Raw genomic sequence first — 7311 nt, 5'->3', positions numbered from 1 at the left:
TAAATCCATGTAAACCACAAATCCTGTAGGAGCGAGGCTTGCCCGCGAAGGCGATCAGCCAGAACCCCCCAAGCCAACGGCACAAACAAAAACGGCAGCCTCACCGGCTGCCGTTTTGCTTGCATCAACCCACTCAAGCCAGACGCGAAAGCATTTCCTTGGCTTCGGTCTTCTGACCGGCGTCACCCTCGTTCACCACCTCATTGAGGATGTCGCGGGCGCCGTCTTCGTCGCCCATGTCGATGTAGGCCTGGGCCAGATCGAGCTTGGTGGCGACTTCGTCGGTGCCGGACAGGAAATCGAATTCCGGCTCGTCGTTGACTGTCGCCAGGGCGTCGTCGACGGTGAAGGTCGGTTCGCTGATGCTCTGGGACAGGCGATCCAGCTCGGCATTGACATCGTCCAGCTCGGCGGCAAACGCGTCCGGCTCCGCTGGAGTCTCCATCTCGTCCGCCAGGGACAAGTCGAAATCAGCCGGCAGGTCCAGGTCATCCAGGGTAACTTCCGGAGCCGCCGAAGCAGCCGGGGTTTCGGCAGCAGGCAGATCCTTGACATCGTCATCCAGGCTCAGCAGGAAATCGTCTTCGGCCAGGATCGCCGGCGAAGGCTCGGCACCGAGGTCCATGTCCAGATCGAATTCCGACAGGTCGTCGAGATTTTCGCGGATTTCAGTCTGTTGTTGCAGGACCGAATCAAAGCTCAGATCGTCGTCCAGCGGGAAATCTTCCAGTTCGTCCAGCGTCGCCGCTTCGGGCTCTGAAGCGGGTGCATCGGCCTCGGGAGCAGCGGCTTCTGGAACTTCAGGCTCCGCAGCAACCGGAGTGATGTTGTCCAGGTCATCCAGGCTCAGATCGAAGGCGCTGTCGAAATCGTCATCAAGCGGGGCTGGCTCCTGCGGTTCTTGCGGCAGCTCTTGCAGCGGCTCTTGCAGCGGCTCTTCCGAAGCTTCCGGCTCGTCCAGCAGCAGATCCTTGACGTACTGCGCATCCAGCTCGGCAGCGGCGGCCGCAGCGGCGATGCCACCGGCGGCGACCAGGGCCATGGCCGGGAAACGGCTCTTCAGCTTTTCGACCTGGGCGTAGTTATCGCCGTTGGCCACCAACTGACGCTCCTGGGTGACGAATGCGTCGCGGTCGCCCTGCTGCCCGTAGACTTCCATCAGCTTCAGGCGCACATCACTGCGCTGCGGCTCCAGTTTGACGCCCTCCTCCAGCAGCGCGGCGGCCTGGTTCAGACGACCGGCGTCGATGTGCGACTGAGCCTGGCCCAGTACATCGCTGGAACGTTCGGCGGCAGGTGCTACCAGCGGTGCGGCGATTGGCGTGGTCATGACCACCGGGGCAACCACCGGAGCTGGTGCAGGAGCAGCTGCGGTTTCTGGAGCCGGCGCGGTAGCGAGTTTCACGCTTGGCGGCGGCACTTCCAGGCCTTCGAAACTGCTTTCCGGCAGATCGAGATCCGCAGAAAACGCCTGTTCTTCGGCCAGGGCACGGGCCATGCGCAGGTGTTTCTCGGCTTCCTGCTGGGCTTTGCGACGACGAGCCAGCAACAGCAGCAACAGCGCTGCCACCACGACCCCACCACCGGCCAGACCCAACAGCCAAGGATTGGTCAGCAATTCGTTGAAAGACTGCTCGTCATTGGCGGCCGGTGTCGGTTCCACCGGTTGTTCGGCCGGAGCCGGTGCAGTCTCAGGAGCGGCCGCAGCTGGCGCCGGAGTTGCAGGTGCAGGTTCGGCAGGCGTTGTCGCAGGTGCGGCGGCCAGTTCAGCGGAGATCGCCGGAGCCGTCGCTGCGGCAAGGGCTGGCGTGGCCGCCGGAGCACCTGCGGCGCCTTCGGCCTGCAACTTGGCCAATTGATTGTTCTTCAGCTCGATCAGGCGCTGCAGCTTGTCCAGCTGGCTTTGCAGATCGGTCATGCGGCTTTTCAGTTCCTCGTTGTCACGACGGGTCGTGTCGAGGCTTTCCTGAGTGACCGCCAGCTTGTTGCTCAAGGCCTTGGCATCCCCGGCCGCGCCCTTGCCACGGGCACCGGTCTGGGCAGAAACCAGGCTGAGGTTATCCCGAGCGGCCTGGGTCGACGGCGCGTCACCACGGCCACGGTTGGTGGCGTCGAGTTGCTGCTGCCCCGTGCCCGGCTTGGCCACATAACGACGGCCCTGGCGCCACGCGGTGTTCTGCGCGGCCACTTCGGCGATCGCCTTGGGTTGCGGCAGGCTGGTGCTTTGCGTCTGATCCGGCAGGCGCAGGACCTGACCGGTTTTCATGCGGTTGATGTTGCCGTCGATGAACGCATCCGGGTTCAGCGCCTGGATGGCCAGCATGGTCTGCTGGATCGAACCGCCATTACGCGCCTTCGCGGCGATTTCCCACAGGGTATCGCGCGGCGTGGTGGTGTACTGCGTCGGCTTGGTCGCACCGGTGACCGGCGTGGTGCCGGTCTGAGGCGTCGGCTGCGCAGCCGCTTCAGCGGTTTGCGGGGAGAATTTGGACGGATCGAGCAGCACGCTGTAATCGCGCAGCAGACGACCGTTGGGCCACATCACCTGAACCAGGAATTTGACCATCGGTTCGGACAGCGGTTTGCTGGAAGTTACACGCAGGATGCTTTTGCCACCGGGGTTGAGCACCGGGGTGAACGTCAGGTCATTGAGAAACGCCTGGCGGTCGACGCCCGCCTTGGCGAAATCTTCAGGGGAAGCCAGGCTCGGCACCACTTCGGCAGCGGTGAGTTCCTTGACGTCGAGCAACTCGATTTCCGCCACCAGCGGCTGGTTCTGCGCAGACTTCAGGGTCAGTTCCCCGAGCCCGAGGGCATGCGCCATACCGGAGGACAGCGCCGAGGCGGCCGCTATTGCTAACACCAGTTTGCGAACTTGAACCATAGCTCATCCTTAGTTTGAACATTCCTCGGCCAGCGAGAAGGTATTGATTGCCGCTGCCGCAAGGCAGATGCGCCCCCCGGAACCATTCGAAAAATTGTTGCCAAGTATCTTTTACAGCCTGTCTTTTATCAACAATTCGGCCAGCTGCACAGCGTTGAGCGCAGCGCCTTTGCGTACGTTATCTGACGTCAGCCACAGGTTTAGTTCCGACGGGTCGTCGATACCATGACGCACCCGACCAACGTAGACCACATCCTGCCCTACCGCATCCCCGACCGGGGTCGGGTAATCGCCGGCTTCGACCAGTTCGATACCCGGAGCGTCTTCCAGCGCAGCGTTGACTTTCGCCAGGTCGATTTCGCCGGCCGATTGCAGAGTCACGCTAAAGCTATCGCCAAAAAACACCGGGGCTTGAATGCAAGTGACAGAAATCTTCAAGGAAGGCAGCGCCATGACCTGACGCAGCTCACGCACCAGGCGTTTTTCCAGCAGCGTATGGCCTTGTTCGTCCGGCTTGCCTACTTCGGCCAACAGGTTGAAAGCCATCTGTCGATCGAAGAACTTCGGCTCCAGCGGACGCATGTTGAGCAGTTCGGCGGTCTGCCGCGCCAGCTCGGTCACGGCCTCGCGGCCTTGGGTTGATACCGCCAGGCTCGCCGTCAGGTTGATGCGTTGCAAATCGAGCAAACCCATCAATGGCGCGAGAACCACCGCCAGCGTAGTGGCCGACGGGCTGGGACTGCTGAGCAGGAACGGCTTTTTCAGGCCTTCCAGCACCTGGACATTGGCTTCCGGCACCACCTGCGGCGCCTGATCGGCCTGCAAGGCGCCGGACAGATCAATGACCGAGCAACCGGCCGCCGTGGCGCGCGAAGCGAAACTCAGGGTTACCGCCGGACCGGCGGCGAAGAACACCAGTTGCACCTTGGCGAAGTCGAACTCATCGACCTCCCGCACCCGCACGTTCTTGCCGCGAAACAGCACCGAGCTGCCAGCGGATTCGCTGCTGGCCAGCAGGTGCAGGTTGCCGACGGGAAAGTCGCGTTCGTCGAGAATCTGTACCAGCGTTTCGCCGACAGTACCGGTGGCGCCGATCACGGCGATATCAAAGGACTGGGTCATGGTTCTACCTCTGGCGAAACGGGGGGAGCGGCACTTTACCGGGTGGGTGGGAATAAAAAAACCCGCACCTCTCTCAAGGCGCGGGTTCTTTCATGGCTTCAGTCTATCAACGCTCGAGCAGAATCCGCAGCATGCGACGCAGCGGTTCGGCCGCGCCCCACAGCAGCTGGTCGCCAACGGTGAAGGCGCCGAGGAACTGCGAACCCATGTTCAGCTTGCGCAGACGGCCAACCGGGATGTTCAGGGTGCCGGTGACCTTGTTCGGGCTCAGCTCCTGGATGCTGACATCACGGTTGTTCGGCACCAGCTTGACCCAAGGGTTGTGCTGGCTGATCAGACCTTCGATATCGGCCATCGGCACGTCTTTGTTCAGCTTGATGGTCAGCGCCTGGCTGTGGCAGCGCATGGCGCCGATACGTACGCAGATGCCGTCCACCGGGATCGGGCTCTTGAAACGACCGAGGATCTTGTTGGTCTCGGCCTGGGCTTTCCACTCTTCACGGCTCTGGCCGTTCGGCAATTCCTTGTCGATCCAAGGGATCAGGCTGCCGGCCAGCGGTACGCCGAAGTTTTCGGTCGGGTACGCGTCGCTACGCATGGTTTCGGCCACACGACGGTCGATGTCGAGGATCGCGCTGGCAGGATCGGCCAGTTGATCGGCGACGGACGCGTGGGTAGCACCCATCTGCTTGATCAGCTCACGCATGTTCTGCGCGCCGGCACCGGAGGCCGCCTGATAGGTCATGGCGCTCATCCACTCCACCAGACCGGCTTCGAACAGACCGCCCAGGCCCATCAGCATCAGGCTGACGGTGCAGTTGCCGCCGATGTAGTTCTTGGTACCGGCGTCCAGCTGCTGGTCGATGACCTTGCGGTTGACCGGATCCAGAACGATGACGGCGTCATCCTGCATGCGCAGGCTGGAAGCGGCGTCGATCCAGTAACCCTGCCAGCCGGCTTCGCGCAGCTTGGGGAACACTTCGCTGGTGTAGTCGCCACCCTGGCAGGTCAGAATCACGTCAAGGGTTTTCAGCTCTTCAATGCTGTAAGCGTCCTTGAGCGGAGCAATGTCCTTGCCCACGGACGGGCCTTGGCCACCGACATTGGAAGTGGTGAAAAACACCGGCTCGATAAGATCGAAATCCTGCTCTTCCAGCATCCGCTGCATGAGCACGGAACCGACCATACCGCGCCAACCGATCAGACCTACACGTTTCATCGCAACTACACCTTCTTGAAAAGTGGGCCGCTGCTTTCGGGGGTGAAAATCGCAGCGGGCCCGAGAGATTACAGATTCCGCAGCGCGGCGACTACTGCGTCACCCATTTGCTGCGTACCGACTTTGGTACAACCGGTCGACCAGATGTCGCCCGTGCGCAAGCCCTGATCCAGCACCAGGCTGACGGCTTTCTCGATGGCATCGGCCTCAGCCTGCTGGCTGAAGCTGTAACGCAGCATCATCGATACCGACAAAATGGTCGCCAGCGGGTTGGCGATGCCCTGGCCTGCGATGTCCGGCGCGGAACCGTGGCAAGGCTCGTACATGCCCTTGTTGTTGGTGTCCAGGGACGCCGACGGCAGCATGCCGATGGAACCGGTGAGCATCGAGGCCTGGTCGGACAGGATGTCGCCGAACATGTTGTCGGTGACGATCACGTCGAACTGCTTCGGCGCGCGCACCAGTTGCATGGCGGCGTTGTCGACGTACATGTGGCTCAGTTCGACTTCCGGGTAGTCCTTGGCCACTTGCTCGACGATTTCACGCCACAGCTGGCTGGACGCCAGGACGTTGGCCTTGTCCACCGAGCACAGCTTCTTGTTGCGCACCATGGCCATGTCGAAACCGACACGGGCGATGCGACGGATTTCGCTTTCGCTGTACGGCAGGGTGTCGTAGGACTGGCGCTCGCCGTTTTCCAGGGTACGGGTGCCGCGTGGCGCACCGAAGTAGATACCGCCGGTCAGCTCGCGAACGATCAGGATGTCCAGGCCGGAGACGATTTCCGGCTTCAGGCTGGAAGCCTCGGCCAGTTGCGGGTACAGGATCGCCGGACGCAGGTTGCCGAACAGGCCCAGTTGCGCACGGATTTTCAGCAGACCGCGCTCAGGACGGATGTCACGCTCGATGGTGTCCCATTTCGGGCCGCCCACGGCGCCCAGCAGCACGGCATCGGCAGCGCGGGCGCGTTCCAGGGTTTCATCGGCCAGCGGCACGCCGTGCTTGTCGATGGCGGCGCCACCGATCACGTCGTGGCTCAGTTCGAAGCCCAGGGCGAACTTGTCGTTGGCCACTTCCAGCACCTTGACCGCTTCGGCCATGATTTCCGGACCAATACCGTCGCCTGGGAGAATCAGAATCTGCTTGCTCATGCTTTCCTCATGTCATCAGTCGGTGCGCCCGCAGGCGCGCCCGGAAAAATTCTATCGCTGGCTCTTGTCGCTTATCGCTCGGCCATCAGCACCAGCACATCGGTACTGAACGAACCATCGGCCTCAATCTCAAAATAATCGCGTACTTCGTTGCCCATCGACTGCTGCAATTCGCGGATCGCCGCACGCATCACCTGCGGTGTGCGCATGCGCTCGACCCAAGAGTTGTACTCCAGGCGCAGGCGTTGACGGCTGGTGCTGCGGGTATGAAGCCCCGCTTCGCTGACCTGACGCAACCACTCGCCGGCGGAATAATCGCGCACGTGACTGGTGTCGCGCAGCACTTCGACGCTTTGCAGGTAAGTGTCGAACAGAGGGCTACCCGGTGACAACACGTCGATGAACGCCGCCACGCCGCCCGGCTTCAACACCCGACGCACTTCCCGCAGGGCCAGACCGAGATCGCTCCAGTGGTGGGCCGAGTAACGGCTGAACACGAAGTCGAACTCGCCGTCGGCGAACGGCAGGCGCTCGGCTGCGCCATTGACCGTAGACACGTTGCTCAGGCCCCGGTCGACGGCCGCAGCGGCCACCACGTCGAGCATCTGCTGCGACAGGTCGTAGGCCACCACTTCTTTGACCAGAGACGCCACCTGAAAACTCACGTGACCGGCACCACAACCCAGGTCCAGCACCCGGGCATCGCCCTTGCCTGCCACTTCAGCCTGTAGCAGAGCGAATTCGGTGCCTTGAGCGTGGACGGCGCTGCTCAGGTAGGCGGCGGCCTGCTCACCGAATTGCTTCTGGACTACCTGACTGTGCTGGGCGGTGCTGGTCATGGGGGACTTCCTTTTTGGGGTTGAGTCTTGGGGTGCCTGGTCGGGCCTCATCGCGGGCAAGCCCACTCCCACAGGGTTTTGTGGTGTTCATAAACC

The 7311-nt window shown here is 62.2% G+C and carries 5 protein-coding genes; all 5 read right to left on the bottom strand.

The window, feature by feature from the left end; genetic code table 11:
• Positions 1-133: 133 nt before the first annotated feature.
• Complete coding sequence (locus tag ACW9JE_RS26915) at positions 134-2884, bottom strand: FimV/HubP family polar landmark protein (RefSeq protein ID WP_457434483.1); 2751 nt, start codon at positions 2882-2884, stop codon at positions 134-136.
• A gap of 111 nt (positions 2885-2995) precedes the next feature.
• Positions 2996-4006 (bottom strand): aspartate-semialdehyde dehydrogenase, encoded by a 1011-nt coding sequence (locus tag ACW9JE_RS26910; RefSeq protein WP_224533754.1) that lies wholly within the window; start codon positions 4004-4006, stop codon positions 2996-2998.
• A 106-nt stretch (positions 4007-4112) separates the two neighbouring features.
• A complete protein-coding gene (gene asd / locus ACW9JE_RS26905; protein WP_175377544.1) occupies positions 4113-5225 on the bottom strand; it encodes an aspartate-semialdehyde dehydrogenase in 1113 nt (370 codons plus the stop codon).
• A 68-nt stretch (positions 5226-5293) separates the two neighbouring features.
• The gene (leuB, locus tag ACW9JE_RS26900; RefSeq protein ID WP_457434482.1) at positions 5294-6376 is read right to left on the bottom strand and encodes a 3-isopropylmalate dehydrogenase; all 1083 of its coding nucleotides are present in this window, start codon (positions 6374-6376) and stop codon (positions 5294-5296) included.
• Positions 6377-6447: 71 nt separating this feature from the next.
• Positions 6448-7215, bottom strand: a complete 768-nt coding sequence (locus ACW9JE_RS26895; protein ID WP_457434481.1) for a class I SAM-dependent methyltransferase — start codon at positions 7213-7215, stop codon at positions 6448-6450.
• Between the last annotated feature and the right edge of the window lie 96 nt (positions 7216-7311).

Source organism: Pseudomonas sp. SDO55104_S430 (assembly GCF_054070595.1).
The sequence above is the reverse complement of the archived record's forward strand: the minus strand, read 5'-3'. Positions and strand labels throughout refer to the sequence as shown.

What these genes read in the sequence shown, in the direction of transcription:
- leuB (WP_457434482.1), bottom strand. Translation starts at nt 6,376, where the DNA reads ATGAGCAAGCAGATTCTGATTCTCCCAGGCGACGGTATTGGTCCGGAA.
- ACW9JE_RS26910 (WP_224533754.1), bottom strand. Translation starts at nt 4,006, where the DNA reads ATGACCCAGTCCTTTGATATCGCCGTGATCGGCGCCACCGGTACTGTC.
- ACW9JE_RS26915 (WP_457434483.1), bottom strand. Translation starts at nt 2,884, where the DNA reads ATGGTTCAAGTTCGCAAACTGGTGTTAGCAATAGCGGCCGCCTCGGCG.
- asd (WP_175377544.1), bottom strand. Translation starts at nt 5,225, where the DNA reads ATGAAACGTGTAGGTCTGATCGGTTGGCGCGGTATGGTCGGTTCCGTG.
- ACW9JE_RS26895 (WP_457434481.1), bottom strand. Translation starts at nt 7,215, where the DNA reads ATGACCAGCACCGCCCAGCACAGTCAGGTAGTCCAGAAGCAATTCGGT.